At 55.4% G+C, this 26594-nt stretch carries 22 protein-coding genes; 9 read left to right on the forward strand and 13 right to left on the reverse strand.

The features are described from left to right. Window positions 1-57: 57 nt before the first annotated feature. The 3 genes from SFX18_07685 to fusA all read right to left on the reverse strand — a co-directional run bounded on the left by SFX18_07685 (window position 58) and on the right by fusA (window position 4351). Window positions 58-846 carry a hypothetical protein gene (locus SFX18_07685; protein MDX1963018.1) on the reverse strand — a complete coding sequence of 263 codons (789 nt, stop codon included), beginning with the start codon at window positions 844-846 and terminating at the stop codon, window positions 58-60. Next, on the reverse strand, window positions 846-1580 hold the full coding sequence (locus SFX18_07690) for a hypothetical protein (GenBank protein MDX1963019.1): 735 nt from the start codon (window positions 1578-1580) through the stop codon (window positions 846-848). Before SFX18_07690 ends, SFX18_07685 begins: the two co-directional genes overlap by 1 nt. Window positions 1581-2251: 671 nt before the next feature. Then, window positions 2252-4351 carry an elongation factor G gene (gene fusA / locus SFX18_07695; GenBank protein ID MDX1963020.1) on the reverse strand — a complete coding sequence of 700 codons (2100 nt, stop codon included), beginning with the start codon at window positions 4349-4351 and terminating at the stop codon, window positions 2252-2254. A 404-nt stretch (window positions 4352-4755) separates the two neighbouring features. Here fusA and SFX18_07700 point away from each other — a divergent pair, with 404 nt between their 5' ends. From SFX18_07700 to SFX18_07715, 4 genes are all read left to right on the forward strand, one after another. Beyond that, window positions 4756-5481: a CAAX prenyl protease-related protein gene (locus tag SFX18_07700; protein MDX1963021.1), complete on the forward strand. Its 726-nt coding sequence runs from the start codon at window positions 4756-4758 to the stop codon at window positions 5479-5481. A gap of 404 nt (window positions 5482-5885) precedes the next feature. Continuing rightward, window positions 5886-6119, forward strand: a complete 234-nt coding sequence (locus tag SFX18_07705; GenBank protein MDX1963022.1) for a DUF2283 domain-containing protein — start codon at window positions 5886-5888, stop codon at window positions 6117-6119. A gap of 137 nt (window positions 6120-6256) precedes the next feature. Further along, window positions 6257-6727: an RDD family protein gene (locus SFX18_07710; GenBank protein ID MDX1963023.1), complete on the forward strand. Its 471-nt coding sequence runs from the start codon at window positions 6257-6259 to the stop codon at window positions 6725-6727. Window positions 6728-6773: 46 nt separating this feature from the next. Then, on the forward strand, window positions 6774-7439 hold the full coding sequence (locus tag SFX18_07715) for a hypothetical protein (protein ID MDX1963024.1): 666 nt from the start codon (window positions 6774-6776) through the stop codon (window positions 7437-7439). Between the two features lie 286 nt (window positions 7440-7725). Here SFX18_07715 and SFX18_07720 read toward each other — a convergent pair whose 3' ends face one another. Then, the gene (locus tag SFX18_07720) at window positions 7726-9777 is read right to left on the reverse strand and encodes a 5'-nucleotidase C-terminal domain-containing protein (GenBank protein ID MDX1963025.1); all 2052 of its coding nucleotides are present in this window, start codon (window positions 9775-9777) and stop codon (window positions 7726-7728) included. Window positions 9778-10047: 270 nt separating this feature from the next. Here SFX18_07720 and SFX18_07725 point away from each other — a divergent pair, with 270 nt between their 5' ends. Further along, on the forward strand, window positions 10048-11370 hold the full coding sequence (locus SFX18_07725) for a transglutaminase-like domain-containing protein (protein ID MDX1963026.1): 1323 nt from the start codon (window positions 10048-10050) through the stop codon (window positions 11368-11370). A gap of 62 nt (window positions 11371-11432) precedes the next feature. Here the strand turns inward: SFX18_07725 and miaB are convergent, their stop codons facing one another. The 5 genes from miaB to SFX18_07750 form a co-directional block, all read right to left on the reverse strand. Continuing rightward, entirely contained in the window at window positions 11433-13088 is a 1656-nt protein-coding gene (gene miaB, locus SFX18_07730) for a tRNA (N6-isopentenyl adenosine(37)-C2)-methylthiotransferase MiaB (GenBank protein MDX1963027.1), read from the reverse strand. Between the two features lie 160 nt (window positions 13089-13248). Beyond that, window positions 13249-13407: a hypothetical protein gene (locus SFX18_07735; GenBank protein MDX1963028.1), complete on the reverse strand. Its 159-nt coding sequence runs from the start codon at window positions 13405-13407 to the stop codon at window positions 13249-13251. 108 nt (window positions 13408-13515) lie between these two features. After that, window positions 13516-14076 carry a hypothetical protein gene (locus SFX18_07740; protein MDX1963029.1) on the reverse strand — a complete coding sequence of 187 codons (561 nt, stop codon included), beginning with the start codon at window positions 14074-14076 and terminating at the stop codon, window positions 13516-13518. Window positions 14077-14527: 451 nt separating this feature from the next. Beyond that, window positions 14528-14734 carry an addiction module protein gene (locus SFX18_07745; protein ID MDX1963030.1) on the reverse strand — a complete coding sequence of 69 codons (207 nt, stop codon included), beginning with the start codon at window positions 14732-14734 and terminating at the stop codon, window positions 14528-14530. Window positions 14735-14766: 32 nt separating this feature from the next. After that, window positions 14767-14919 carry a DUF29 family protein gene (locus tag SFX18_07750; protein ID MDX1963031.1) on the reverse strand — a complete coding sequence of 51 codons (153 nt, stop codon included), beginning with the start codon at window positions 14917-14919 and terminating at the stop codon, window positions 14767-14769. Window positions 14920-15449: 530 nt separating this feature from the next. Between SFX18_07750 and hemE the strand changes: the two genes are divergently transcribed. The 4 genes from hemE (at window position 15450) to SFX18_07770 (ending at window position 21686) form a co-directional block, all read left to right on the forward strand. Further along, complete coding sequence (gene hemE / locus SFX18_07755; GenBank protein MDX1963032.1) at window positions 15450-16487, forward strand: uroporphyrinogen decarboxylase; 1038 nt, start codon at window positions 15450-15452, stop codon at window positions 16485-16487. Between the two features lie 162 nt (window positions 16488-16649). Then, window positions 16650-18674, forward strand: a complete 2025-nt coding sequence (locus SFX18_07760) for an SUMF1/EgtB/PvdO family nonheme iron enzyme (GenBank protein ID MDX1963033.1) — start codon at window positions 16650-16652, stop codon at window positions 18672-18674. Window positions 18675-18876: 202 nt separating this feature from the next. Continuing rightward, window positions 18877-20277, forward strand: a complete 1401-nt coding sequence (locus SFX18_07765) for a PQQ-binding-like beta-propeller repeat protein (GenBank protein ID MDX1963034.1) — start codon at window positions 18877-18879, stop codon at window positions 20275-20277. 164 nt (window positions 20278-20441) lie between these two features. Further along, entirely contained in the window at window positions 20442-21686 is a 1245-nt protein-coding gene (locus tag SFX18_07770) for a hypothetical protein (GenBank protein MDX1963035.1), read from the forward strand. Here the strand turns inward: SFX18_07770 and SFX18_07775 are convergent. The 4 genes from SFX18_07775 to SFX18_07790 all read right to left on the reverse strand — a co-directional run bounded on the left by SFX18_07775 (window position 21683) and on the right by SFX18_07790 (window position 26553). After that, a complete protein-coding gene (locus SFX18_07775; GenBank protein ID MDX1963036.1) occupies window positions 21683-21820 on the reverse strand; it encodes a hypothetical protein in 138 nt (45 codons plus the stop codon). The genes SFX18_07770 and SFX18_07775 overlap by 4 nt on opposite strands. A 941-nt stretch (window positions 21821-22761) precedes the next feature. Beyond that, window positions 22762-23319 carry an HYExAFE family protein gene (locus SFX18_07780; protein MDX1963037.1) on the reverse strand — a complete coding sequence of 186 codons (558 nt, stop codon included), beginning with the start codon at window positions 23317-23319 and terminating at the stop codon, window positions 22762-22764. Window positions 23320-23589: 270 nt separating this feature from the next. Next, a complete protein-coding gene (locus SFX18_07785) occupies window positions 23590-25467 on the reverse strand; it encodes a c-type cytochrome domain-containing protein (GenBank protein MDX1963038.1) in 1878 nt (625 codons plus the stop codon). 195 nt (window positions 25468-25662) lie between these two features. After that, window positions 25663-26553 (reverse strand): carbohydrate-binding family 9-like protein, encoded by an 891-nt coding sequence (locus SFX18_07790; protein ID MDX1963039.1) that lies wholly within the window; start codon window positions 26551-26553, stop codon window positions 25663-25665. Window positions 26554-26594: the final 41 nt, after the last annotated feature.

A 26594-nucleotide genomic window follows, 5' to 3' on the forward strand; every position in this document is an offset into this window, starting at 1 on the left:
AGGGGGTGGGGAGTAAAGCGTCGGTACTTCAACTGTTGTTTAGCCAAGCCGAATATATTATTGCAAACTGGGGCCAGGATTTGCTGGCATGCGCGCGGTAATTTCAACAAGCCGGGACCGTAAGCGAATTCCCGCAATGACCATTAATAATACCACAATCCAACCACCGATCAGCAACGCAAAAATGCAACCAAATAGGGCATCACCCCGGCGTTCTATCGGGTGCCGCATGACTTCGCTATAAAAAGAAAAGTAGCCTGCTACCGGCAGGCAAAGGGCGACCAGCACGCAAACACAAAGGATGACATAATAAAAACGAATCTCCGAATTCAGCTTGAGTTTGATTGCCATTCCGCGATAAAAGCGCAGTTCCAGAAAATACGAATACACAAGGCATATTACGGCACACGCCAAATAGAGTCCAGCCATGCTATCACGTGTACCAATCATGCTTACCATTTGCAGCCAGGGGACCGAAAAACAAACAATCGCAAATAAGACAAGATAAACTTGTCTTGCGCACGAAAGCTGCTGGCTATATGAAAAGTAGTATGAAAGCCCCACACAGCGTGGGACTTGTACGCCAGCCATCAGGACAATATGTAAGCCACTGATGGAATCACCCCTGCGGAAAAAGAGCACAATTATTAAGACCAGCAAAAATGGCCACAGCAACATACCAATCATGCTTCCCAGGCAAAGCTTCATTCCCGCAATAACCGGATAAAGCGAAGCTACTTGTGTCGGCGTTAGATCGAGTTGATTCAATGTCGCATCCCCGCTGATAGTACCCCGCTGCGGTTTATCCACAACCTGCGGCGATTGATAGGGATTCTCGGGGGGCATTATCTTAACTCTGTTAGTGGCTCGACTTCCGCCGCCAGACGCCGCGCGAGCTCATTGCGGATCGCGACGAGCAAGACAATTGAGCCGATACCGCAGAAGAAAGTTAGGATCGTCAGTGCTAGTAAAATTGCTAAACCCGCATAGACAACGAATATCGCGGCATTTTCCGCCGTGAACATGGCTCCAATAAAGAACAAAGCATAAAAAAATCCGCAAACACAGGCAAAATAAGAAAGCCGTTGCGTTGTGCGGGGCGTCAGCCGTATTGCCTCCCGCAACCAAAAGCAGAACTCGACCACGATAGACAATGCAAGGCACCCGCAACCCAGGATTGCCCATACAATCGAACGATAATATAAGCTCGCATAATCGTTGAACTCGACACCCTCAATTACAATTGCCCGGAAAACAGCGAGAAATACCATTAGTAGAAGCCCCAAACTGGCAAGCCGAGTAACGATCACCAGCCAGTTGAGGGAGTTGCGCCAAAGGCCATCATGCGCGGCATTCCATTCCCGTAGACCTTTGCAAATGAGCACACAATTGACCGCCCAACCAACCGGAAAAAGCGGATATAGCACCAGTGAACACCCCAGGATCATTAACGCAGCTAAGCAGACAGTGCTGCTTTGTCGCAGGCGGAAATCCAACAAGTCCCCGTCGGCGCTCAGGGGTGGCCGTTCCGCGGATAGCTGGAGCATCCGCGGCGATTCATAGGGGTTTATGGGGGGCATGGCAAATCAATTCTGCGAAATTATGATTTTGGTTACCCACCCGGAAATACTGGTTTTTCAACTGGCAAGTCTATCAAGCCGAATTCTATCCGGTAATCATGAATCGGGCCGTTGGCCCTGCTCAAAATGATCATTTGGTTACTTAGGGCGACGCTGCGCTTGCCACAATTCCATGAAGCACGGCTGGGATGGATTGGGCCTTTGGCCCACAGGAAATTGTTTGGTTGTAGGCCAGCAGGTAAAGGCCGGACCGTTTGCCTACAAGGATACAGATGAAGCCGAACCGTAAGCTTTGCAAAGTCCATCCCACACGCTCCGCTGGTGTTGTCAAACTCTCGCGGGATTGATGTCATTTCAGCTTACCAAATTCCATCTCGAATTCCAAAAATCGACACATAAAAACTGCTTACCGCCACGTCCGTTAAATAAAAAACCCAGGAGCAAGAATGCTCCTGGGTGATAAATCTCATCAAGTGGCTATATGGCAATGGCTGAAGTTTTTAATAGAGTGTTTCGCTTTCCCAGGGTAGTTCGCTGCGCTCCAACCCTGGGCTATGTACTACAACCGCGTTGCGGTAGGAAGACAAGAGCGAAATTTACATTTACGTCTCGTCTCTACCCATGCCCTCGGTTGCCAGATGCGGTATTCAGCACTCTTGACTCTCAATTTATCACTTCGCCCCGACCAGTTGGCCCTGCTGCTTCTTGCGGTCGGCGATGATCTCGGTCTGGACCGAGCCCGGCACTCGGGCGTATTTGGCGAATTCCATCGTGAATGTCCCCTGCCCCTGGGTCAGGCTGCGCAGGTCGGTCGAATAGCCGAACGTTTCGGCCAGCGGCACCTCGGCCTCAATCACCGAGGTATTCCCCTGGATTTCGCTGGCCACCACCATGCCGCGGCGGCTGGTCAGGTTCCCCGTGACCGGCCCCTGAAAGTTGCTGGGGCATTCGATTTCCATCTTCATGATCGGTTCCAGCAACACCGGCTTGGTCTTCATAAATGTCTCGCGGAAGCAATCCCGCGCGCAAATCTGAAACGCCATGTCGGAGCTATCCACATCGTGGTACGAACCGTCGCTCAAGGTTGTTTTGATCCCCACGATGGGAAAACCCGCCACCGGACCCTTGCCCAATGACGCGCGGAATCCTTTTTCCACCGAGGGAATGTATTCCTTGGGAATGCGCCCCTGGCTCACTTCATTGACAAATTCAAAATTTTCCTCGGTGCTGTCATCGGGCAAAATCTCAAATTTGCCCTTGATATGGGCGTACTGACCGGACCCGCCGGTTTGCTTTTTGTGCTTGTAGTCGTAATCGGCGGTCTGCGTGGGGGCCTCGCGGTAGCTCACCTTGGGCGCGCCAACGTCGACTTCCACCTTGTATTCGCGCTTAATGCGTTCCACGTAAATTTCCAGGTGCAGTTCGCCCATGCCCGCGATGACGGTCTCGCCGGTTTCTTCGTCGGTGAACATGCGGAAGGTGGGATCTTCGCGCGAGAAGCGTTGCAGGGCCTTGCTCAGCCGGTCGCCGCTGTCGCGGGTGGTCGGGCTGATCGCCATTTTAATAACCGGCTCCGGCACGAACATATTTTCCAGGGAGCAGTATTTAGGCTCCTGGGCGTAGGTATCACCGCTGGCCGCGTCGATGCCCATGATCGCGATGATGTCCCCTGCCTCGGCAAAGTCGATTTCCTCGCGCTTGTCGGCGTGCATCCGCACGATTCGGCTAAAGCGCTGCTTTTGGCCGGTGCGCTGGTTGTAATAGGTTTCGCCTTTGCGGGCGGTCCCCTGGTAAATGCGGGTGATCGTCAACTGGCCATAGGGGTCGTCCACGATCTTGAACGCCATGCCCACGTAGGGCTTGGCGGGATCGGCGACGAGGGGGAATTTTTCGGCGGGGTTGTCCCAGACCTTGGCCGAAATAGGTCGTTCCAGGGGGGAGGGCAAATAGCGGACGACGGCGTCCAGTAGTTTTTGGACCCCTTTATTTTTGAACGCGGTTCCCATGTACACAGGCGTAAAATCCTGTGTTTGGACGGCTTGCTTGATGATTTTGTGCAGTAGCTCCTCGGATGGTTCTTCCTCGGAGAGCATGATTTCCATCAGCTCGTCGCTGTACATGGCCAGTGCCTCGAGCATGGTGTGGCGGGCTTTTTTGCATTCTTCGAGGATATCCGCGGGAATGGCCTCTTCGCGGACTTTTTCCCCTTTTTCGCCGTCAAAGTAGTACGCCTTCATGGTCAAGAGGTCCACCACCCCTTGGTGCTTGTCCTCTAGCCCGATGGGGTACTGCATCATGACGGCGTCGGAGCCCAGCTTTTCGCGGACCATATTGGTAACGCGGAAGGGATTTGCCCCCTGGCGGTCCAGCTTGTTAATAAAGGCCAACCGCGGCACATGATAGCGCTTCATCTGCCGATCAACGGTCATCGACTGCGACTGCACCCCGCCAACCGCGCACAGGACCAGCACCGCCCCGTCCAACACGCGCAGGCTCCGTTCGACCTCGACGGTAAAGTCCACGTGACCCGGCGTATCGATCAGGTTGATCTTGTTGTCAGCCCATTCCACCGTGGTGGCGGCACTGGTGATGGTGATCCCTTTTTCCTTTTCCAATTCCATGTAATCCATGGTCGCGCCATCGCCATGCCCCTTCACTTCGCCAATTTTGTGAATGCGCCCGGCATAATATAAGATGCGCTCGCTCAAGGTCGTTTTGCCCGAGTCAATATGCGCGGAAATTCCGATGTTGCGTACCTTCGACAGATCCATAACCAAGCCTCAAAAGGAAAAAAACACACCCAGGCACGACCAGGGAAAATGCCCCGGTAATGCTAAATAGTCAAAATGCCGCCAAAAATCGAATAATCCTCTAAAATAACTTTTTGGGACAATTGCCGAAAGGGCAAATGCCCCTGGCAACCGCCGCTAGCCCCACTTAATTTAGTACGAAAAATTCCGCGCAAGGTTCACGGCCCCTTAGGTTTGCGACAGAATTACGGTAAATACCAAGTAGACTACTGGTGTATGAGATTTTGATAAATCCCCGTCCTGCCCGCTAGTAATTGCTACCCCCTCCAGCGCAAAATTTGCTGTGACCACCCCTTCATCTATGACCCAACAGATATAACCCACAACCAAACACCCCAAATTACCTATATTTACAGCAGGCTTGTATGGCACTTTTTCGCAATCCCTGGGTGGTGTTTCTCTTGCCATTCATCATTTATATGGTGGGGACGTCCAGCGAACCGAGCGCCGTGATGGAGGCCACCGCCGCGCCCCACTGGACGGGCCTAACCGCTGCACACTACCCCTATGTCTATGCGGCAAAAATTGTGCTGACGCTGGCCTGCGTGGCGGCGGTTTGGGGGGGGTACCCGACATTGGGTAAAATATCGCCGTTGGCCTGGGGAGTGGGCGTGGTCGGCGTGGTGCTGTGGATTGCGCTGGCGCACCTGCAACGGGTGAGCGGGCTAAATGGCGTCCTCGCGGCAGTGGGCATGGGGGGGGAGCGCCCAGCATTTAACCCGTGGGAGCATTACGGCGATCAGCCGGCGCTATTGTATTGTTTTTTGGCGGTGCGATTTTTGGGTCTGGCGGCCGTGGTCCCCGTCATCGAAGAGATGTTTTTGCGCGGCTTTGTCATGCGGTATCCCATTCGCGAAGATTGGTGGGATGTCCCCTGGGGAACCTACGCGCCATCGGCCCTAGCGGCGGGCACGATATTGCCGATGCTGCTACATCCGGGCGAGATATTGGCCGCGGCGGCGTGGTTTGGCCTGGTGCACTGGCTGTACTTTCGCACGCGCAACGTGTGGGACGCCGTCGTCGCGCATGGCGTGACGAATTTGCTGTTGGGGATTTACGTTTGCGCGCAGGGGGAATGGTGGCTGTGGTGAGGGTTGTTTACGAATTGCGGGACTGGTTGCGTGACAATTGACCATTAAGCGGTTAGTATAAAGTCATTTGGAAAAAATAAAGTTGTGCGGGGGGAAAGTCATCAAGTGATCGGTTGGCTTCCCGCCTAGCCTTATTTCAGAGTATTAAAGACAATGCCTTCGTTCCCGCATACCGCATACTTTCTGCATATGCGACTACGTCCTGATCGAGCGGTTATTCTTGACGAATGGATTATGAGAACCATAAATGCGCCGGAACATGAAGAAATACAAACAGATGGCCGGATTCGGCGTTGGGCGAGGATCACAGAATATGAAAACCGCGCGCTGAGAGTCATTCTCTTAGAGGATGGAAAAACAGTACACAATGCATTCTTCGACAGGGGCTTTGGAGAACAACTAACATGAAAATCAAATATTTTGAAGATACAGACACCGCGCTTTTGGAAATTGGTAGCGGCACGCCCGTCGAAACCCGGGAAATTTCGGAAGATATCTATTTGGATTTAGATGCATTGGGAAATCTGGTCTCCATCACGCTGGAACATGCCAGTCAAAGAAGCGATTTGTCGGAATTCAGCTTTTTGAGGATCACAAATACGAAGAATGGTTTGCGCTCCACGGCTATTCCCGGTTGAATGTCGAAACAATCTGGTTGCCAGCATGTTTACTTCTCGTCGGTGATTAATATTCAATTTACGAAGTCGCATATCCGGCATCAGGCGGTACGCCACTGTGCTGTAGTTTATTTCACGATTATTCCCGGGGAATTTCTATGCACGAGAATGAGAACCCGTACGCCGCGCCGCAAATATTACAAACGGCTAGTGCGGGCTATATCCAGGGGGAAGAGTTGCATGAAATCGTGCCAGCCGGCCAATGGCCGCGGTTGATGAACTTTATTATTGATCAATTCGCCATCCTGGGATTGAATTTCATTGTGGCTCTGCTGATTTTATTTGTGGGTGGGGAGGAATCACTGGATAAAACCCCCGATGCCTTGGTTGGCCTGCCGAGTTTTTTGAGTTATTACATCCTGATGGAAGCGACGACCCAGCGGACGATTGGCAAATTCTTGACCGGCACGATTGTCGTGAATGAGCAAGGGGGGAAACCCAGCTTGGGGCAGATACTCGGCCGCTCCTTTGCCCGCTTGATCCCGTTTGAGGCGTTTTCGTTCTTAGGTACTCCCACACGCGGCTGGCATGACAAGCTGCCCAAGACGTATGTTATCAAAGTGCGGTAAGCCAAAAAGTCCGTTCCCGTCACAGCATTTTCATTAGCTGGCCCCGATGCCCGCTACCCCCCCTCCCACCCTCGCCGATCCCGCTTATTTGCAAGCCGCGCTGCGGGCTCTCTCGCGGCGGTCGCCGGTTCTGCGCCGGTTGATTCGGCAGTGTCCCCGCCCCGAATTTGACTTCTTTGCCAAGCGCCGCAATCCCTTTGAAACGCTGGGCCGTGCCATCGCCCATCAACAACTTAACGGCACCGCGGCAAAGACAATTCTAGGCCGGTTGTGCGCCCCCTTTCTGCGGGGACGGTTTCCCCAGCCGGCGGAATTGCTCGACTTGCCCGACAAGACGATCCGCGCGGCGGGTTTTTCCACGGCCAAGGTCGCCGCGCTCCGCGATCTGGCGGTAAAAACCCTGGACGGCGTCGTCCCCCGGCGCTCCGTGCTCCTCAAGCTGTCCGATGAAGAAATCATCCAGCGGCTAACGGCGGTGCGGGGCATTGGCCGCTGGACCGTCGAGATGCTGTTAATTTTTGACCTCGGTAGGCCGGATGTCTGGCCGGTGGACGATTTTGGCGTGCGAAATGGGTTTCGCATCGCGCATGCACTGGCGGAAATGCCCCGCCCCCGCGAGCTGCACGAGCCAGCCGAGGCGTGGCGACCGCACCGCAGTTTGGCGGCATGGTACATGTGGCGGGCGGTGGAGTTGGGCAAAGGAGACGGATAGAAATTAAGAATTAAAAATTAGGAATTAAGAATTGAATGCCAAACATTCCGCCTGCTTCATTCTCACTTTTGACTAGGCCCATACACGCTTCGCGGCTATCCACCCCAGCCACCCCGCACCCTAGCTCCTCCTCACCCCTGCTCCCCCGCTCCTTTATAAACCGTCGATGCCAGCGGCGGCTTTGTATTTTAACCCGCGCAACTCAACAAAAAAACCCACGGGGAATGGCCCGTGGGTGGGTGATGAATCCCAATCAATAACGGCTTGAGAGAACCAAATTTCCCCACTAGGCCATCCGCCGACGTAACCCGATCAGTCCCGCCGCGCCGGCAAAGGCCAATAGCATCCAGGTCCCCGGCTCCGGCACGGCGGAAATCCGCCCGCCAGAGAACCGCTGTTGAATGGCGTATTCCGGCTTAAATGTCGAGACATCAAAGCTGGCGTTCCCATTGGCCATGAATTCTATGTAGTCCTGCAGGGCGTTTTGATCGGTCACGCCCAGCGAGGTAAAGCCATAGAGTTGGGACATGTAGGTATTCAATCCGCCGATGGAGGTGCGGAAGTATTGGTCGCCGCCGCCAGCGCTAAAGTTGAGCGTGGCCATATCCACGGTGGTGGCAAGGGGGTCCACCAGCCACATGCCGTTTTGGAGCACGGGGATTCCACCAATTTCAATCTCCAGCACGCGCTGCGCGGGGGTGGTGACCACGCCAGCGCTATTAAACGCAAAGCCCGGCTTGGTAATGTCGTACACCACTTCCATCCCGGCCAGGTGGGCAAACCGTCCATCCGCGCCGACGGGGTCGATCCCGGGATTCGGTCCATCGGTCGTGCGCGAGTAGGCGTTTTCCAAAAGCAACTTTAGATCGGCCAGCTTGACGTCCTCCACCACCGACACAAAGTTGCCAAAGGGAGAAACGCTAAAGGTATTCAGTTGGGTGACATCTCCCGCGGCAATATTCGCCCGGATGCCGCCACCGTTGACGATGGCAATCGCAGGTAGATCCACGCCAAAGTCCACCGCTCGTTGTTGCGCGGCGCGCAGCAGGCCGTCCGCCACCACGTTCCCCAGATTGGTCTCGCGCGAGCGAATCGTGGGCGATCCACCATGCAACAGTTGAACGCTGGTATTGGCCAAGTCATTGGCCGCCAGACCCGCGACAAAGTTTTGCACGGGAGTTACCACTTCAGCCTGGACCAGCGGATCGGCGGCGACGCCATGGGTGGCGTCGACCACGGTACTGGCGACACGTTGCGGGCCAGAGGAATTATCAATCCCGGTCAGGTTGCCGCTATTATCAAAATTGAGCGTCACCCGGCCCAAGTAGCCGTAATTACCGCCGGTGGTAACCAAGGGGATATTATTTCCGCCTAAATCCGTCACCGTGCTGGTGAGGGGGTAATTATTTGGGACGCCGGTCAAACTGCCGGATAACGTCACCGGAGAATCCCCGGGAATCAGACCTGTATCCACAATGCTAGCCGGAGCACTAGGCGTATAAGCGACCTTAGGCGAGATGGCGGTGGGATTTCGCAAAATTTCGTCCCCGCCGCCGGCAATGATGAGGTCAATGCCTGGGTTCAGGCTAGCCACCAGTGTGTTGTCCGTGCTGATCCCCTGCAGGTGCCCGGCGAGAATAATGTGATCGGCGCCCGCCATTTGTAAATTTGCAATTTGAGTATTGACCGCGGCGGCGACCGGATTGACCACCACAGCGCCCGGCGAGGAAACAAAGCTAAGCGTCTCGGTCGTGGCCCCAATGATGCCTATCTTTTTTATCCCCGCGGCGGTCGTCACATTGAGCATCTTGGTCGGGGCAATCGTCCCGGCCGTCACCAAGGATTGTAATCCGGCTTCCGCCGCAAAATTGAGGTTGGAGCTTAGGTAGGTCGTGGCATTAGTCGTTTGGGCGTCGCCAATAAATTCGGCCAACACATCCGGGCCAAAGTCAAATTCGTGATTACCCAAAATCGAGGCGTCATAGCCCATGCGGCTAATCGCCAGGGCGTCATAAAAAGTCCGGCTGCCGGGCGCGCCGCTGTCCAGACTGGCCTGAAACTGCGGCCCGGCCAGGAAGGTATCCCCCGCATAGATCGACACAACGCCATGATTGAGCGACTGATAATAAGCGCGGGTCTGATCAAGCTGGGTTTTAAAGCGGGCCGCTCCGCCGTACTGCGACAAGCTATCGGTATAGCTAATGAGGCGGGATTCGCCGTCATTATTATGCAGCACCGTCACCGAATATTGGGCGTAAGCGGTCGACATGCTATCGGCCGCGCAAAATAAACCAATAGCCAGGGCGGCCAAAGAAAAACGTCCAAGATTCTGTGGCATGAGCGACTCCCTCAGTAGATGGACAAGATGTATTCAAAATTACTCCAGACTCGAAGAGCCTAACGGACAATCATTAGAAATGCGTGTGCGGGTCGTGAGTTTTGCGCATGGGAGACTTTCCGCTTTAATTCCATATCTCCCTTGATAAAACCTAAGTGTGACGAATACGTGCACAAAAAAGTCTTGGAGTCGGTTCGCTGGTTATGCTAACCTAAAACGAAGAATTTCTTCATCATTATAAAATCAAACAAGAACCGAATTTGCTAATCCATGTCACCACATCAAATTGCACCAGCGCTCTGGGCCGGCAGCCCTGACTGGCGGCGGCTCAATCTAATTTTTCTGCTGTTTTGTACCCTGAACTTTGGCGTCCCTGTGGTCCTCGCGCAGATCCGGGAGCTTACGTTGACAGACAAAATCCCCCCGGCGGTGGCAGCCACCGCGGATTCCCCCCCGCATGCGGATCAATGGTCCGCTCCCGCATTGGCGGCACTGGCCACAGCGGGAAACAACCAAGCCAATTTACGTTTGGCCCTGGACAATGTCCCCCCCGCCCAGCGGCGGGGCTTGGAATTTTTGCTGGCAAATATGCCGCAACGTGATTTGGAGTCGCTCTCGAGCGAGTTCTTGCTAACGAATGTCCGCTTGGCCTACGCAGCCCGCGACACCGCCCCCTGGGGCAAGGATCTGTCCGAGGAGCTTTTTTTTAACTATATCCTGCCGTATGCCAACCTGGACGAAAAACGGGAGGACTGGCGGACCGAGTTTCGGCAGTTGGCGTTCCCCTTAGTCAAAGAGTGCCGCACGCCCACCGAGGCCGCCATCCGCTTAAATCGCGAATTTTTTCCGCTGCTTAAAGTGCGTTATTCCACCAAGCGTAAGGCTCCCAACCAAAGCCCGTCCGAATCACGCGCGAGCGGTTATGCCACTTGCACCGGATTGGCCATCATCCTGGTTGATGTCTGCCGCGCGGTTGGCGTCCCCGCACGGGTGGTGGGGACGCCACGCTGGTCGGATAATAGCGGCAACCACACCTGGGTGGAAATCTGGGACCAGGGCTGGCATTTTACCGGGGCAAATGAACAGGATAATCGCGGGCTGGATCATGGGTGGTTCACCGGTCGCGCCGCCCAGGCCAAAAGCGATCCGCCGCGGTACGCGATTTACGCGGCCAGCTTTGCCAGGACGGAGCGTTATTTTCCGCTGGTTTGGAATCGCGGCGACCGGACGGTTTTTGCCGAGGATGTGACGCGGCGGTATGTCCCGGCAGACCCATTGGCTGCGCCCGCGACCATGGCCACCGTGCGGGTGCGCGTGGTTAATGCCCGGGGCGAGCGGGTGGCGACAACAATCACCGTGGCACAGGAAGGTACGGACAAACCGGCCCTGCGGGGCCAAAGCCGGGATGAGACCGCGGACATCAATGATCATTTTACGTGCGAGCTAATACCCCATAACCGCTACACCGCGCAGGCGGAAATGGCCGCGATCTCCTTTACAACCCCCGCCGCCGGAGCGGAACAGACCATCACCGTCGAACTACCCCAGACACAGCCCACCCCCGCTATCCAACCAGCCGTGGAAAAAAAATAGGGCAGTCCGGGGGTATTTCCGCGAGCTACATCCAGCAACCAAAAACCATATTGCGAGAGACCCTACCCCAGCACGTACAATTCCCGGTTGCTCGCTGGCGTGACATGCCGCGTCACCACCGCCCCAAACAGCGTATGGGCGTTGCTGTCATAGATCGCCACGTCGACCCGCTGGCCGGTCAAACGTGGATTGCCGTCAAAGACCACGATCCGATCGCAGGCGGTCCGGCCCACAAGTTGAACGGTAAATGGGCTGGCTGAAGGCAAATCTCCTTGCAAAACACTGCTGGACAAGCCACGCTCACTGCTGGACAAGGTAGCAGTGGCACCCAAAGAGCCAGCAGTGGCATCCTGATGGAAATCCCCTTCACGATGGATGTGGTGCAGGATTTCAGGCTCGGCGGCATGGCCCGGTTCACTGCTGGACGAGCCAGCAGTACTACTCGCTACGCCAGCAGTGCCACCAGTGCTGATTCCCTCTCCGTGTTCTTTTCGCGCTAGCTTGCTCGGCCCCTCGACCAGCACCTCGACCGCCTGGCCCAGAAAGCGCTCGTAGTCCGCCTCGCTAATTTCGTTTTGCAGGGCCAGCAGTTCATTATTGCGTCGCCGCTTCACATCGTCGGGAATGTCGTCGGCGTACAGTTCGGCCCCCTTGGTCCCGGGGCGTTCGCTATACTTAAAGATAAAGCTGTTCTTGAACCGCGACTCGCGGACCAGGTCCATTGTCAGTTGAAAATCCTCCTCGGTTTCGCCAGAAAAGCCCACGATAAAATCGCTGGTCACGGCGGCGGCGGGGATCGTCTGGCGGATGCGAGCCAGCATCTCGCGGTACTGGCCGACCGTGTAGCCCCGCTTCATCCGCTTTAGCACGGCGTCGCTGCCGCTTTGCGCCGGCACATGCAGGTACGGCGAGCATTTGGGCAGGTCCCGCACCGCCGCCAGCAGGTCGTCCGTCATGTCCAGCGGATAATTGGTGACAAATTTGATTCGCCAGAGCCCCTCAATGTCGTTCAGTTGGGTCAGCAGGTCGGATAGCCGCGTCACCCGCCCATCGCCGTGGCGAAATTTGTAGCTATTGACCGTCTGGCCCAGCAGTGTGATCTCGCGGCAGCCTTCGGCGGTCAATTTGGCGGCTTCGGCCACGATATGCGCCGGATCGCGGCCTTGTTCCGGTCCGCGGACGCTGGGGACGATGCAATACGTGCAAAATTTGTCGCAGCCGATTTGAATGCGCACAAACGCCTGAAACGGCGAGGGCCGCATCTCGGGATCGCGGGCGGGGTCGTAGCTTTCGAACGAACGCTCGATCTCGTCGCGGGAGCCTTCCTTGCGGCCGAGGGAGACCTCTAGCTTTTGGCCCCCGCCAGCGGAAATTTCCGCCAGCAGGCGGGGAATTTGGTGCAATTGGCCCGGACCGACCACCAGATCGACAAACGGAGCGCGGTCAAACACCAGTTGCTGGTGATTCTGGGCCATGCAGCCAATCACGCCGATAATTTTATCCGGGTTGTGCTTTTTGGCGTGTTTGAGGCGGCCCAGGGCGGAGTAGATTTTATCCTCGGCATGGGCGCGGACGCTACAGGTGTTAAACAGGATCGTGTCGGCCTGTTTGGGAGAGTCGGTCAGTTGGTAGCCATCCTTGCGCAGCGCGGCGACGACGAGCTCGCTATCGAGGACGTTCATCTGGCAGCCGACGGTTTCGATGTAAAGATATTTCATGGGGAGTGGGGTTCGATATTTATGAATATGATTAGCACGGAGGAAATGCGGGAGATTCACAGAGCAGATGCTTAACAATGTTGCTTGGAACCAGGTTGGTTTTCACAAACTTCTGATCCGTGGGAATGAGTCAAATCCGCGCCATCTGTGTTTTATGGCATTATGATTTCTTGGCCGTTTTTTGTTCCCGCGCGATGTCTTGTTCTAACTCGCGCAGCAGCGTTTCCCGCCGGGCGGCGACCAGCTTGAGCAGGGCAAACACCGCCACGTAGGCCGCGGCGGCGAACAGTAAAATGTCAAACGGGGTCCAGGGGGACATGGGGGCAACATTTGGTCGAGAGGATGGGCAGCAAACTTTGGATACCTGGCATAGGCCCAACGCGAAACATGATCATACCATAAGGAATCCGATATGGGAAAACGACAGCTATGGCGGGGATTGCCTGGTTTCCTCCAGTGTCCTTTGAATGCCCGCTAATGTGTAGGCAATATGAAATAGCACAATCGCCGACTCCAATAGCACCCGGATATACAAGAGTGTAAAACTAAGTATCAATAATTGTGTGGCCCGACGGTACGCATAGTTAAAGTACTCTTGTAAGTATTCGGGAATTCGCAGAGATGTGGTAACTCGTTGCTCCGGTTCCTTCGGGGAAAGAACCCTCACCTGCACAAAATCTCCCTTGGAATTACCACGATCATCGTCGTGGGTCAACGATACCAAGTCGGCCAACAACATGTATAGCAATAGGCCAAATGCGATGACTAATACAAAAATCCAAGTCAAGCGAATGATCCAAGGGGTCAAATATTTCTTAAACTTCCAATCAAAAATATCGAATATCGAGTTGGAAGGTTCAAAACGCTTGCTCACGATGGACTGAAAAAATTCGTGATAGGCTCTTTTGGCGATTTGATCGAACGATGTGTTTAATCTCGCTTGCTTAATTTCCGAACCCAGCGGGGGAACCGCGATGTAGATCGGCATCTGGATCATTTGCCCGCATGCTGGACAAGCTTTGGCTAGACCACTGGAAGCCTCGTCCAGTGCTATTTCCCGATTACATGAGGGGCAGTTCACGGTTGACATTTTTTACTTCGCTGGAAAAATGATTTTCTACGATTAAGACTCGCCGTGTTCAGTGTAAATCGCTGGATATTCGTCGAATGTATATTAAAATCTTACCCGACCTGAACCTGATGAATCGTAGTTCGAGCTTTAGCCCGAAACCCAAGGAACTGTTGAATCTTTGGTCAAAGCGGATAAATCGGGCCGTTGGCCCTTCCATTTTTCATTTCCCATTTACCTAGGGCGACGCTGCGCTTGCCCTAGGCTGGGATAGGTCGAGCCTTTGGCCCGCAAATGTTTAGTCAACGAATTATCTTTGCACCTTGCGAAGATTTGAAAGGTTAGTAGTCCTGATAGCATCGCGGAAAACTTATTGGATAAAGTCCTGGCCAGACACGGCGGGGACCTTGCCGGAAATAAGATCCGCGTAACGCGCATCAATTTCCGTAAGCCATTCGTCGGAAAGTCGCGGGGGAACCTCCTCGGGAAAACTCGCCGCCAGTTCATCCAGCAGTCGCTGGCGATCGGCGAGGGGCAATTGCACGGCCGCATTGAAGATCGAATCGTATGTTTGCATGGATTTTGTAAGTTGCAGTACTTTTCAAATAGTTACATCTCGACCGTACCCGCCAACAATTCGTCCAGGGTGTACCGGCAATTTGACGGAAAAACTCCCGCGGGCAGACCCGTTTCCGCCGCGACACGCTCAAGCGCCTTGGCATAACTTTCCGCCAAGACATGTTGGGCGTGGTTGTAAAGCACTCCTTGCCCACCCCACACAGGCTTTCCAATTCTTGGCGTTGTTCTACCAGCGTGGCCCGCCAACTGGCCGAACGCTTATTCGGTTGTTGTTCCCACTTTAACAGATAGGTCAATAATACAGTGAGCCGGCTATCCACCTCGCGGCGATCGCGTCGTGCTATATCGAGCAAATACTCCGCAAGATTTTGGCTTTCTATTTGGTCCCAGCGTCCCTGCCGCACCAGACTGGCTGTTGCCTCTAGCCATGCCGTCTCGTCAGCGATCAATAATCCCGCCGCCATTTGTCGAGGATCGAGAATCATCGTTTTCCTTCCCCGCGTTTATCAGAGACTTTGGCTGCATGAAATTGCCTGCAAACCTGGGCAAAACCACAACCTCATGGGAAAAACCACTGTGGTGAATAATAATACCGGGTGATCTTAGTCGTTAAATAGCTTATTATGACTATTATAAATTGCGCTAAAGAGCATTCCAAGCCCATTCTCCATGTTGTCCGACTGCGGCCAGCCAGCCTCATATCCATTCCGCCCATGTCTAGCCTCTTTCTTAGCGCCTGCCGTCGGCAGCCCACGCCGCGAACACCCATCTGGCTCATGCGGCAGGCGGGTCGGTACCTGCCTTGCTATCGCCAGATTCGCGAAAAGACCACGTTTCTGGAACTGTGCAAAAATGCCGAGCTGTGCGCCGAAGTGATGCTGCTAACAGTGGAGGAACTGCAAGTCGACGCCGCGATTATCTTTGCCGACCTGCTTCCCATCTTGGAGCCGCTCGGTTTTGAACTGGAATTTACCCCCGGCGAAGGACCGATCATTCATAACCCGGTGCGCACGGGGGCCGACCTGGCCCGCTTGCGTGAATTGGAAAATCTCGCCGCGCTCGAGTTTGTGCCAGAGACCGTCCGCCTGACCAAGGCGGGCCTACCACCCCACATCCCGGTCATCGGGTTTGCGGGAGCTCCCTTTACCCTGGCCAGCTACGCCATCGAAGGGAGCGGCAGCCGCCAATACCCCCATACCAAGCGGCTCATGTATACCGACCCCGGCGCCTGGCACGCCCTGTGTCAATTGCTGACCCGCGCGATTGTCCGTTACCTGAACGGCCAGATCGCCGCCGGGGCCGACTGCGTGCAAATTTTTGACAGTTGGGTGGGCTGTCTCTCCCCCGCCGATTATCGCCACTATGTGCTACCACACATGCAGAGCCTGTTCGCGGGCCTGACCCCCAGCGCGCCAGTGATTCATTTTGGCGCGGGAAATCCGGCGCTCTTGCCGCTGATTGCCGAGGCCGGGGGAGATGTCATCGGCCTGGACTGGCGGACGGAATTTGCCACGGGCTGGCAAGCCGTGGGCCACGCGCGAGCGGTGCAAGGAAATCTGGACCCGTTGGTGCTCTTGGGCAGTTCCGGGGAACTGCGGCGGCAAGCAAGGGCCATTTTGGAAGCGGCGGGATCGCGCCCCGGACACATCTTTAACCTGGGGCACGGCATCGTCCCCCAAACCGACCCCGCGCGGGTGCGGGAACTGATCGCGATTGTTAAGGAAGAATCGGCAAAAATCCGCGGCGGGTGAGGGGGACCCCCGCAGCCCGAATCCTCAATTTCAAAGAAAACATTCGCTATTTTTCTAAGAAAAAGCGTTTTTTTGAATCCGCATTCTTGATTTCAGCGAATTCTTGGTGGTAACCCACTTCCGGGTTCAAACAGAGATGCGGAACAACCATACGGAACCACAATGATGAAAACATTCCTGAAAACAGTCGCTGTCATCGTTGCCATGGCAAGCCTGGCAACGGCAGAAGAAACACCATCCAAGTCACTGGTCGTCGCTACCCCCCTTGCCCCTAGTGAAGAGGCTTACGCAAAGCTCAGGGGTAGCCGTGCGGGTGAGGAGCGTGAGTTCGAGATCGCGCCCGGCGTGAAGATGACCTTCTGCTGGTGCCCGGCGGGTGAGTTTATCATGGGGAGCCCCCCATCCGAGCAGGGCCGAGAAGGCACACGCGAAGATCAGGCCAAAGTCACCCTCAGCAAGGGCTTCTGGGTCTCAAAAACCGAAGTGACCCAGTCGCAGTGGGTAGCAGTGATGGCGAGCAATCCACTGAAAGATCGAGGCCCCTACGGCTTGCCTTTCTCCGATAAGAACAAAGGCCCGAATCACCCCATCGTGGGCGTCAGTTGGGACGATGCCCAGAAGTTTATGGAAAAGGTCAATTCCACTCTTGGGAGCGAGGATGGCGGAAAGATGTCTTTGCCGACCGAAGCGCAGTATGAATACGCGGCGCGAGCGGGTGAGGCAGGAATGTACCCCGGCGGCAATCTGGATGAGGTGGCGTGGCACGATGGAAACAGCGGCGGTTATCTGAAGCCGGTTGGCACCAAGACGGCGAATGCCTGGGGCCTGCACGACATGAACGGGAGTACCTGGGAGTGGGTTCAGGATTGTTATTACGTGGAATTGCCGGGCGGAACGGATCCGATTGCGAAGGAAATCGGTCTCGACCGGGTGATCCGGGGCGGCTGCTGGTTCAAGGAAGCCGCCCGCTGCCGGCTGGCGACCCGCAGTTATCGGTGGCAGGGGGCGAGTCAATGCTTCAGCATCGGGTTCCGGATGGTCCGCAATAGTTGGCCGGCAGAGGTTTCGAAGCCAGCCATCGACCCCGATATCAATGGTCAGACCGTGACAAAGATATCCTATCAGGGCACCGACATCGAGAAGTCGTTCGTACAGACCGGCCCGAACACCTGGATGAGCGGTGGTGTTGCCTACACCGAGGTGAAGCGGACCGAGGGGAGCGTTCACCTCCGACAGGCCGGCAAGGTCGACGCGCGAGTGCAAATCGACCTCTCGGAAAAAACCATTATCTTTCGCGGCCAAGAGCCTAAAGAGGTTCAGCCCATCTCGAGCGCATCCAAGCATCTTCCCGACGATGTGAAGGCTGCGCTTGAGAAAGCCCGTCTGAGCAGTGCTGAAGCTGCCAAGGCACAAGCGGACAAGGCAATCACCAACAGCGTTGGCATGAAGCTGATGCCGATCCCCAAGGGGCAGCTTCAGATGGGCTCGGGGGGTTCAAGCCGATTTAAGGAGGCCCGGCACGAAGTCACAATCACTCGGGACTACTACATGGGCGCTTTTGAGGTCACTCAGGGCCAATATTTGAAGCTGATAGGCAACAACCCGAGTCACTTTCAAGGTTATCAGGTCGGTGATAGCTCCAATCATCCCGTCGATCAAGTTTCGTGGGAGGACGCTGTCGAATTCTGCAAGAAACTGTCGGAGTTGCCCGAGGAGAAGGCGGCTGGTCGGGTGTACCGCCTGCCGACGGAGGCGGAGTGGGAGCACGCCTGCCGGGCTGGCAGTAACGCTCCGTTCTCGTTTGGCGGGTTGGAACTAGCCGATGACCACGGTTGGTTCAGTTCGAACAGTCAAGGCAAAACGCATCCGGTCGGCAAGAAGGATCCGAACGCCTGGGGTCTGCATGATATGCATGGCAATGTGAATGAGTGGTGCAGCGACTGGGCCGGTGATTACCCGGAGGGTGCGGTCACCGATCCCACTGGCCCACAGAAGGGCGATTTCCGAATCTTCCGTGGTGGCAATTGGATGTTTGATGCCGTGATCTTCAAATCGGGGGTCCGGAGCAGTTTCCCACCGAGTGTTCGCTCCGACTACGTCGGCTTCCGCGTGGCTCTGAGTTCTCCAGAAATTTCCCAGGAGTCGGAGCCGTCGCAAGAAGAGTTAAGCCAAGCCGAGGGGAACTGATCCGATTGCGACTGATTGGGACCTCAATCGGGTGATCCGGGGCGGCTGCTGTCTCAAAGCAGCCGCCGACTCTCCCCTGGCGACCCGCGGCTTTCGTGCGTAGATATCTGGCTAGCCTAACTCGTTTTCACTTGTGTACAGCCCGCTTTGGCTCACCCATTTTCACTTCGGGCTGGCCGAGTGGTCTGGCGGACCCTGGCGTATGGTTTATGGCAAGCGATTCGCAATCGACCTGAAACTTGACACCTTCCTGATCACTGGAGACCGTATGATACGATTTATCCTCGCCTCGGCATTGGGCCTTGGCCTCTATGTGTCCACTCCCGTGACGGCCGAGGACTGGCCCCAGTTCCGCGGCCCGACCGGGTCCGGAACGACAAGGGGGGCGGCTCTACCGAGCGAGTGGTCGACGGACAAGAACCTCGCCTGGAAAGTGAAACTGCCCGGCACCGGTTTGTCGCAGCCGGTGGTGGTCGGTGACAAACTGTTCGTCACCGCCGCCGTCTCTGACAACCTCCGCAAGCCAAAGAGTTTTGGCCAGGGGGTCATCGAAACTGGGCGGGAGATGTTACCGGACGTGGAGATCGACTGGCAGGTTGTCGCCCTGGACCGCAATACTGGCAAGACTCTCTGGGCGAAGTCGGCAACCAAGGGGAAGCCGAAGCACCCGGTCCACGCGTGCAACAGCTACGCCACCGAGACACCCTGCGCCGACACCGAACGGGTATACGCGTACTTCGGGGCGACGGGAACGCTCGCGGCGTTCGACCACACAGGCAACGAGGTTTGGAAGGCGGAACTCGGCGTATATCCGACCGCGGCCAATTGGGGAAGCGGATCGTCGCCAGCGCTCGGCGGAGGCAAGGTGTTCGTCGCCAGTTTCAGCAACGCATCGGGGTTCGTCGTCGGCCTCGACTGCAAGACGGGCGAAGAAGTGTGGCGGTTCAAATGGTCGGACGGGGGCGTGACCACGTACAGTTCCCCCCTGGTCTGGGCGAACAGTAAGCGTACCGAGTTGGTGGTCTGTGGCCCCGACAGTGTATTAGGTTTGGACACTAATACAGGGATTGAACTCTGGCGGTTGTCTGGGTTCCAGCCGTTCACCTCGTCACCGACTGTCGACGGCGACACGCTCTACTTTTCCAACGGCAGCCAGAGTTCGGGCGGCCCGCTGTTCGCCATCCGGGCTGGGGCGAGTGGGGACATCACCACTAAGGTTGATCAGCCCAGCGAATTCGTGGCCTGGAACGTGACCGGGGGCGGGGCTGGCTGGTCATCCCCGCTGGCCTATAATGGATACTTGTACGTCCCAGGCAAGGGCGTGCTCGCCTGCTATGACGCAAAGACCGGGAAGGAGCAATATAAGGAGCGCCTGCCGAACATGAATAGGCTGATTGCCAGCCCGGTCGGAACCGGGGACCAGGTGCTTGTGACGAACGAGGATGGGTCGACTGCGATAATCAAAGCCGGGCCGAAGTTCGAGGTGGTTGGCAACGGCAAGCTCGATGACAACTTCTGGTCATCGCCGGCAGTAGCGGGGGGTGACCTCTATCTCCGCGGGGTCGATCATCTGTACTGCGTTCGCCAGGCCAAGTCCAAGTGATGTGTCATCTTGGCCGTGACGGGGTGGCAAGTGTAAAATTCGTTTGCACAATTCGCGAGAAACTCGACGACCTCGGGAGACTAAACTATGTGGAATTGATGCGTTGGTGTTCGTCATGATTCTCGGTCCGACGATGTCGGTCTCCTCTTCATCAGAGTGGTTCTATGAAAATATTTATTCCGATTTTAATGTTGGCCGTGGCGTTGCTGTTCGCCGTACCGGCTCAGTCGGCCGAATCGGAGAAAACTCCGCAAGAGATCGAGACCTTGGCCAAGGAATTGGTCGGCAAACTCGGCCACCCCGAATACCGGGAACGGGAAGCGGCGAGCCAGGAACTGGTGAAATTGGGCCTCGGCGCGCTTAAGGCGATCGAGGAAGGTCGCAAAAATCCCGACGCCGAGATAGTGGCCCGTTGCAAATTCTTGAACCAAACGATTCGCGCGAACGATCTCAAGCGGCGTATCGAGCTGTTAGCCGACGACAAGGACGGGCGCATCGCAAAGACCCTGCCGTTGTGCGCCACCTACGTGAAAATCTGCGGTAAAGACGAGAATGCCCGCAAGTTCTACTTCGAGCTCTGTAAAAACCACCTGCAACTGCTCGAATACGCCGCCAACAACCCCCAAACGATGGGCGAAAACTTTATCGATCTCATCAACGAGATCGAAAAACGCGGCAAGGGCGATTTCAGTCCGGAAACGGAAGTCGCCGCGCTGTTGCTGATCGCCGCCGACGAGAAAATCGGCCCAGCTATCGAAGAAGCGAATCGCCAGCAGCCAAAAGGGGGCGACCGCAACTACCTCCGCTTGATCGGGCTCCTCTGGACGCCAAAATATGAGGCGGTGATGATGGATGCCAACAACGGACCCTATTTCCGCAAGCTGCTGTTCGGTTGGGCCAAACGACTCCCCGAACCTCTCGCCATGTCATCCTTCCTGTTCTTCATCCAGGACATGATCAACAAACAGGTTATGAATCTAAAGAGCGATTCGGACACCCTCGAATTCCTCATGGATCTCGCCGTCTCGACCTCCGCACGGGGACTGCCATACCATAAGGGAGTGGCGATGTCGCTGGTGGCGGTGGCGAGCATCTCCAAGAATGATCGGATTGCTTTTTTTGAGGAAGAACTCTTCAAGGACGAGACGACGTTGGAACCAGTCGTCGGCTTCGATTTGAACGGCGCAATGAAGATCAAAGTCGAAACCCGCGCTTGCGATTATGCCTTGGCGGTCTGCGTGAAACTGAGCGGGCAATCGTTTCAGGATTACGGATTCGACATTCTTGGCTCGCACAGCGATATGTTCGAAAACTGGATATACTCCGGATTCACCAAAGACGAAACCCGCAAAGCCGCGTTCAAGAAATACGAAGAATGGCGAAAAATCAACCCGATCAACAAGAACTAGCCGCAGTAGGACGAACCGCGGGTAGCATCGTTTGCTGGCGAACCGGTGTTGCGCAGCAGCCAATCGTTAATGCCGCAGACTTCTAAAACATCGATATCGGCGTGGATTTCGCCGCTGGTCCCTTGCGCGGCCAAGAGTGTGGGCAGCTATTAGAAAAAGGCCGCGCACTCGGCGGGGTGGATGCGAGAACTGATCGCGTTTGTTATGGAAGAATCGGCGAGCCTGCGCGGTGGGTGAGGGGTGAGGGAACGGGGAACGGGGGATGGGGGATGGGGAACGGTGAACAAAGCCGCCGATGGCTACTTAGTCAGCTGCTGGAGCGGTAGCGGGGGGGGCGGAAGAATTGTAGGAGGCGACTCCGTCGCCGATCTCCCAGGCGTTACGGGTTCAGGAATACGTTACTAAGGTTGCCGATTGGATGAAGCGTTAAACGGGATGCCCAATGGCTAAGATACCCACAAATAATCCAATACACACAAGTAAATTCCCGCAGTAGTAAAGTTGATCATAAAATATTTAAGATCGAATTGCAGGCTAACGCTGTTTTGCCAGTAGTTGCAGATAATAACAATCAGCATGTTCATAATATTAGGCAGAAAGTTTCTGTCAACAAAAAAGCGGAAATATGCAATTTTCATTAGAAAATCATCATCCGCGTTAACATGTGTCACGGCATCAATATTTCCTAGTCCTACAATTATCAACAGAAAATACAACACTGCGATTAGCGTTAGGCAAAGCTTAGAATTAAATTTACCCATTTCTTGCACGGACAATTGCCACGCTGGAGATGCATGCAAACAATAGATAGATCCAATGGGCAAACAAACCCCTGCTAGACACCATGGTCGTGTCCCATGAAATTTGAAACTTATCTAGATATAGAAAATGCACTGACACAATAACAGCACAATTAATTACAAGTAACACATATGGGTTGATTACTTGAATCCACTCAAGTACTACTCTAACAGTTGTGTGAAATATTGTCATAAATGCCAATGATTTCATGCTTATTCAAGAAGTGCCAAAATACCGTTTACCGCAGAAATAAACTCCTGAGTGTACCACTTTTTTAAGTTACCGTAGACTGGGAATGAATACCGTCTCCCACCTGCCGCCCCGGTTGCAAGAATTCGCTTATGGGGCGGGCTAGTTCGCGAAAGCGGGTCGCTGGCAGGGCCACCGTTCCCCAGCGGGGAGAAATCACCCGCGCGGCGCTGGCGTAATCATACCAACGGATCCCCAAAAAGGCGTACCATTGCCCCGCGTGGCAAAAAAGTTCCGGCACGGCCACGGGGCTTTGCTCGCCGGTCAGCAAATACGCAAAAACGAGCAGCCCACAACTTCCCTGGCCAAAGAGTTGCTCCCACGCGGAAAGTCCCCGCAAGTCCTCTTGAGTGGCCCAATTTTTCCAGTATTGTTTTTGCTTGCCGCCGCCGGGAAACTGCCGCCCCTTGACATCAATCAGCCAGGACATGCCGCCGGGAAGCGAGATCAGATAGTCGAGATTTTTGATGGAGCCATCCCCCAGGCTGTGGCGGTGGGACTCGTGAATGGCCACATAAGGGACGCGGCGGTGCCGCAGATAAGCGGCAAAGGCGACTTCGTAGGGATTCTCGCGCTTAGCCATAAGAACAGCAAGAAAGAGGGTGCCGCAAGAAGGACAACAAAGGCAAAAATAAAAATGCTGGGTGCCGCAAGAATAACAAAAAAAGCAATAGGTGATAAGAGTTGCTTATTTGCAAGAATAATAAATATTGCAAAATCTGAAGGGGTATTCGCCTGGCTAGCATATTATTGCAATTCGCATTTTTTGCCTTTCTTGCTTTTCTTGTGGCTAATACAAATTTTTGTGGCCAATAAAAAAAATCTTGTGGCGGCTGTGGAGCTGGCCGCGCGTTTAGCGCCTGCCGCTCCACTGGCTGAGCAGTTGCGGTACGGTGCCGCCATAGATTTTTCTTACGGCAGCTTCAAAGTTCGCTCCTCCCCGGACCGCCGCCAGCAGATTATTAAAGTTCGTGTTCTTGCCCATGAAGACACTTTTGACAAAGCCGTACGCCAGGATATCGTTGGCTTCTCCCGCCACGTTGTTGGACAGTAACTGGCCGACGTTGCGAGTGCCACCCAACGCCGCGGCGATGTTATTGTCAAAATATTTGATCCGCGGGTCGCGCGGTTCGAGCTTCGCCGCCAGGACCTTGCCCGCCCCCGTGGCAAACCAACTGGGAAATTGCCCCATGCCCAAATTGCCAATAAACAGACCGCTGGCCTGCTCTTGGGCTAAGAGTTTCAGCGAAAAATCGCTCGATTTTGCCGGAGGCCAGATGACGCCATAGGCGTTGATCACGTCATAGCGGATATGCCCATGCAAGCCAATGGGGATTTCGCGGTCTTCGACCAGTTTCCATTCGCGATAATAAAAATTTTCTCGCAGGGCAAAGAGTGTGATGCGTCCCTTGACCGGCGGCTGGTCACTGGGAATTTTATATTGCACGGCGAGCGCCCGGAGTTGCGCGTCGGCGGCCTCGCCGATTTGTTTGTGCACATCCTCGCTGCAATTGCCAATGACCAGGACATTATGCGTTTCAAAAATCTTGGGCTGCTCGTCGGGAACGGCCGTGCGAAAGTACCGCTCCGCCTGTTGGCGGCGGTCGGCTTTGAGCTGATCGTGCGTCGCGCTTTTGGCTTTGACCGTGGCGACCACGGTTTCCAGATTGAGCATGGCGTCGCCGCCGTCAAAGCTGGCTCCTTCTGTGATCCATTTTTCCACCAGGGCGATTTGGGTGTCCGCCAGCGGATCACGGTTAAGCGGCATCCGCTCGCCGGCGGTTCCCTTGAGCTTTTTGATCAGCAGGCTATCGCCAGGCTTTCCGGGAACGACAATCGCGCCGCTATCCCCCCCCTTTAACAGGTTGCGAAAATGATTGAATCGCAATCCCCCCCGGTCGGCCCCTTGCCCCTCTCCATGGCAATCAAAACAGGTGCTGGTCAAAATCGGCGCTATGTCCCGGGAAAAAGAGACGGTCTCTTTGCCTGTCGCGGCCACGACGTCCAACATCGGCATCGCGAGGGGCATGGGCGGGGGCGTGTTGCCACGCGGAACCAAACTGGTAAGCAGGGCCTTGGGATCGGGACCGTCAAATTTGGCCCCCTCGTCAATCCATTTTTTAAAGGCCGCCAGTTCCGCCGGTTCGACCTTTAATCCGCCGCGGGGCATGTTGCCGCTTTCAATCTCGCGGACCCCTTCGCTATTTTTGCTATCCCCTTTTTGTAAGAGGAGCTTCCCCTGCGACCCTTTTTCGATGACTTCGTAACTGGCAAAATTTAACCCGCCACGGGCGTTATTCACATGGCAATTGCCGCACTTGGCCACCAGGAAGGGCGCGATTTGCTTGACAAAGCTGATCGTGCCCCCTCCTTTGCCGGGGGTCCCTGGAGCCGGTTTTTCGACCATCGGCAGAGTAAAGGGGGGGATGGTCACCCCTTGCAGTTCGAGCTCACCCCGCGCGGCGTCCAGTCGTTTGGCCAAATTGCCCACAGGCAACGCCATTTCCGGCTGGGCGGCAAATTCCAAAAGCGCATCCTGTGCGGCGGGCAACAGCTTGGCCGCCGCGTCATATTTGCCCGCCTTGAGTTGCGCCTCGACCTTGCCCAGGGCTGTGGCCGCCGCTTCTACTTTTTTTTTCTGTTCGGGCGTGATCGCCGCTATAAGCCCACTCTGCTGATAGAGCAACCCCAGCAGGCCCAGCAGTAGCAAAAGGACAACACGGGGGGGCATGCACGCACCTACGATAGGGACAAGCTCAAGGGGGAAGAATTAAGGATTTTTACCGACTACTCTATTTTAAGGTATTCGTCTGGCCAGACCTAGTTTATTCCCCCCAAAAAAGTGGGTTTCCCGGCGGGAAGCCATGTTCCATGAAAGCGACGTTAACCCGAAAACCAACCAAAATGGAGTTAGGGAACTCGGATGTTACTTTGACGCCGGGGCGAATTTCACCCGCCCCCACCGCTCCGGCACATGCATATTGATGAGTCCCTGGGGGGACCAGACCCAATTGTGCTCTGGCCGCTGGGGTATCTTGACCACTTTGCCCTCCACGGTTTGCACATCCCAGTTCACGCGGGAAAAATTGATCCGCTGGGAGTCGCCGGGCCGGGGGGGAAGGGGTTGTTTGGTAAGTTCCTTAATTCCCTTCCAGGGCCAGGCAATTTCCACGGTCCAACCGGTATCCCGATCACGCGGGTCATTTAGGGTTCCTTGCACGCGCGTGGCCGTGCGCAGGCCGATAATTTCCCAACCATTGATCGCCTGGCCGCCGTCATTGTACGGTTTGGGCAACAGCAGGTCCCACGTGGTATTGAGGGGATTGAGTTCCAATTCGCCATACAGCAGGCGGTCTCCGTCCGGGTCGAGAAATACTTCAAAGTCGGGATCCTGAAAAATCACCGCGTCATGTTCGGTGATGGTCCCCCAGACATTGGGTTCGGTGATTTCCGCCGCAATGTAGAGCGCGTGATCGTCCCAGAGCATTTTCATGCGCGTCCGATGGGTTGGCGCGGGCTTGGCGGGGCCTTCGATATCGACAAAATCCTCGCTCCAGGGGGCCTGCTCCCAGGCGGAATCGTCCAGCGCGCCGTCAATGCGCGGAGGCGCAGCCGTCTTGGGACAAACATACTCGCGCGGCGGGGGAAAGTCCTTTGGCAATGGGGGAACCGCCACCTCGTAAGGAATGGCGGCCTCGGCGGGAGTCGCCGCGCCGGCGGGGTCCGCCGGTTCTCCGCGCGAGGGTACGACCCCACCCAATAACATCAACCCGCACAAGGAGATGATCCCCAAGTCCGCCAGAGCACGCCCAATCATGAAATCATCCCTTCCAAAAAAGTAATCAAAGGGGTCGCCGT

The sequence above is a fragment of the Pirellulales bacterium genome (assembly GCA_033762255.1).
In the GTDB taxonomy this organism is placed as follows: Bacteria; Planctomycetota; Planctomycetia; order Pirellulales; family JALHPA01; genus JANRLT01.